This window comes from Kitasatospora sp. NPDC057518 (genome assembly GCF_042802075.1).
Classification (GTDB): domain Bacteria; phylum Actinomycetota; class Actinomycetes; order Streptomycetales; family Streptomycetaceae; genus Kitasatospora.
On sequence record NZ_JBHVEU010000677.1, the window covers coordinates 1 to 3,064 of the forward strand.

The 3,064-nt window shown below is 73.3% G+C and carries 3 protein-coding genes; 1 reads left to right on the forward strand and 2 read right to left on the reverse strand.

Annotated features, from left to right (window positions below; all coding sequences use genetic code 11):
- On the forward strand, positions 1–481 hold a 481-nt coding region (locus tag ACFU7Z_RS38190; RefSeq protein ID WP_380782716.1), incomplete at its 5' end, for a class F sortase.
- Positions 482–594: 113 nt separating this feature from the next.
- Here ACFU7Z_RS38190 and ACFU7Z_RS38195 read toward each other — a convergent pair.
- Both ACFU7Z_RS38195 and ACFU7Z_RS38200 read right to left on the reverse strand, forming a co-directional pair.
- Positions 595–1,629, reverse strand: a complete 1,035-nt coding sequence (locus tag ACFU7Z_RS38195; RefSeq protein WP_074004527.1) for a methyltransferase — start codon at positions 1,627–1,629, stop codon at positions 595–597.
- A 66-nt stretch (positions 1,630–1,695) separates the two neighbouring features.
- Entirely contained in the window at positions 1,696–2,778 is a 1,083-nt protein-coding gene (locus tag ACFU7Z_RS38200) for a nitrous oxide reductase family maturation protein NosD (RefSeq protein ID WP_380782718.1), read from the reverse strand.
- Positions 2,779–3,064 lie beyond the last annotated feature (286 nt).

A 3,064-nucleotide genomic window follows, 5' to 3' on the forward strand; every position in this document is an offset into this window, starting at 1 on the left:
GGGGACGCCCGCGCTCCAACGCGCCAAGCCGACCCGGCTGCGGATCCCGCAGATCGCCGTCGACGCGCCGTTCACCGAGCTGGCCCTCAACCCCGCGGGCCAGCTCGACGCGCCGCCGCCGGACGACAAGAACCTGGTCGGCTGGTACCGGGACGGCGTCACCCCGGGCGAGCGCGGCAGCGCGGTGCTGGCCGGGCACGTGGACACCACCAAGGGCCCGGCGGTGTTCCTGCTGCTGAGCTTCCTGCTGCCTGGCAACAAGGTCGAGGTGAGCCGCGCGGACGGGACGGTCGCGGTGTTCTCGGTGGACTCGGTGGAGACCTTCGCCAAGAACGCCTTCCCCGACGCCAGGGTCTACGGCAGGACCCCCGACGCCCAGCTCCGGCTGATCACCTGCGGCGGCGCGTACGACAAGAAGCGGCGGGACTACCTGGACAACGTGGTGGTCTTCGCCCATCTGGAGTCCTCGCACCCGGCCTGACCCGGCCCGCGCACGACGACCGCTGGCCCCCGATGTCCGGGGGCCGGCGGTCGTTCTGGTCGTACGGTCCGTTCTCGTCGTACGGAGGTGTGCGGGGGCGTGCAGGGGTCGGCTCAGCCGCTCACGACGGCCTCGAAGGCGTGCAGGTACGGGTTGACCGGGTTGACCGCGGTGACCACCAGTCCGGCCTCCGCCATCAGCCCGACCATGCTCTCCTCGGAGTGCTTGGCACCGCCCACGTTGAGCATCAGCATCAGGTCCATCGCGGTGGTGAAGCGCATCGAGGGGCTGTTGTCGACCAGGTTCTCCACCACCACCACGCGGGCGCCGGAGCCGGCCGCCTTCACCACGTTGGCGAGGGTGCGGCGGGTGCTGTCGTCGTCCCACTCCAGGATGTTCTTGATGATGTAGAGGTCGGCGCGGACCGGGATCTCCGTCCGGCAGTCGCCCGGGACGAGGCGGGCCCGGGCGGAGAAGGCGCCGCCGTCCTGGAGCCGGGGGTCGGCGCCGGCCACCACCTTGGGCAGGTCGAGCAGGGTGCCGTGCAGCGCCGGGTGCTTCTCCAGCAGGCTGGCCAGCACGTGGCCCTGGCCGCCGCCGATGTCCGCCACCGAGTCGATGCCGGTGAGGTCCAGGTAGTCGGCGAAGTCCTCGGCGGACTGCCGGCTGGAGGTGGTCATCGCCTTGTCGAAGACCTTCGCCGAGTCGCCCGCGTCGCTGTGCAGGTAGTCGAAGAACTCCTTGCCGAACAGGTCGGGGAAGACGTTGCGGCCGGAGCGGACCGCCTCGTCCAGCTTCGGCCAGGCCTCCCAGGTCCACGGCTCGGTGCACCAGAGGGAGATGTAGCGCAGCGAGTTGGGGGCGTCCTCGCGCAGCAGCCGGGACATCTCGGTGTGCTCGAAGCGGTCGTCGCCGCTCTGCGCGAAGAGCCCGTAGCAGGCGAGCGCGCGCAGCAGGCGGCGCAGTTGGCGGGGCTCGGTGTCGAGGGCGACGGCGAGGTCGGTCACGGTGGCCGGGGTGTCGCCGAGCACGTCGGCGACGCCGAGCCGGGCGGCGGCGCGGACGGCGGCGGCGCAGGCGGCGCCGAAGACGAGCTCGCGCAGGCGCATCGCGGCCTGGGGGCTGGTATGGACGGGTGCGGTGGTCATGGCTGGGTTTCCTCGGGTCCTAGGGAGTTCCTGGTGCGGCGGCGGGCGGCGAGGGGGTACCGGGGCTCAGCAGCGGCCGGCCGGCTCGGAGCGCCCGCAGGTGTTGCGGGCGAAGGTGTTGTCGGTGCCGGAGTCGCGGTCGGCGAGGTCGGCCGGACCGTTGCCGCTCAGCTCGTTGTCGGCGATCACGGCGCGGGCGTTGGCGACGCCGACGACGCTCTTGAACAGGACGATGCCGCCGGAGAAGTCCGAGGTGCCGGTGTTGTCGCGCACCTCGTTGCCGGTCACCCGGGTGTCCTCGGTGCCGGTGAGGACGATGCCGGCTCCCTGGATGGCGCCCAGGCGCGGGTTGGCCGGGCAGAACTTGTTGTTGCCGATGACGGAGTTGTCCCGGACGTCGAGGTCCCCGGCGCGGGGCACGCCCTCGTCGCCGACCACGAAGACGCCGGCGCAGTTGCCGCTGATCCCGTTGGACTGGACGGCCAGCCCGCGCAGCCGGCGGACGGTGACGCCGACCCGGTTGCCGGTCAGTTCGTTGCCCTCGACCACGGTGCCGCCGGTGTCGGGCGAGCCGCCCTCGCGGTAGGCGTAGTTGGCGAGGAAGACGCCGGACTGGCCGTTGTCGGCCGAGCGGTTGCCGCGGATGACGGCCCGGGTGGACATCTCCTGGCTGATGCCCTGCTGGCCGTTGTCGTGGACGTAGGTGCCGCGGACGGTCAGGCGGGTGGTGCCGCTGGCGTCGATGCCGTTCTTGCGGAAGCCGGTGACGGCGAGGCTGTCGATCCTGACGTCGGACAGCGGGTCCTCCTCGGTGCCGACCACGCAGATGCCGTGCCCGGCGGTGGCGCAGGCGTTCTCGCCGCCCTCCCCGGGGGTGATCACGCTCTCGTCGCCGAAGCCGCGCAGGGTGAGGCGGGGGGTGGTGATGCGGACGCTGCCCTGGTAGGTGCCGGGGAGCAGTTGGACGGTGTCACCGGGCCGGGCGGCGTCGACGGCCTGCTGAATCGATTCGCCGGGCTGGACGAAGTGCAGCGGGAAGCGGGGGGCGGCGTGGGCCGCGGGAGCGGCGGCCAGCGAGGTGAGGACGGTGGTCAGGGCGGTGGCGGCGGCGGTGGCCGCGGCGAGGTGGTGGACCCGTCGCGTGGGCATGAGTGGTGACCTGTTTCCTTTCGGCGCGCGCGGCGCTCGTACGGGTGCGGTGGTCTTCCGCTCGGTCCAGCGGTGGGGCTGACGCGCTGTGCGCGGGCGGTGACGGCCGGTGGATGCGGCCGTGTCGACGCTACGGGCGGCCCGGTGGGCCCGCCACCAGGGCTGGGCTGCGGGGCTGACGGGGCGTCGACCAGGGGTGGGACGGGCCCGGCGTGGCGCGGCAGCGGGCGGTCGGGCGGGGCGCGCGGGGACCGCGGGCGGCGGGAGGACGTCGGGAGGGGCGGGC

Excerpts from the sequence above, each read along its gene's own strand:
- ACFU7Z_RS38200 (WP_380782718.1), bottom strand. The coding sequence starts at position 2,778 with ATGCCCACGCGACGGGTCCACCACCTCGCCGCGGCCACCGCCGCCGCC.
- ACFU7Z_RS38195 (WP_074004527.1), bottom strand. The coding sequence starts at position 1,629 with ATGACCACCGCACCCGTCCATACCAGCCCCCAGGCCGCGATGCGCCTG.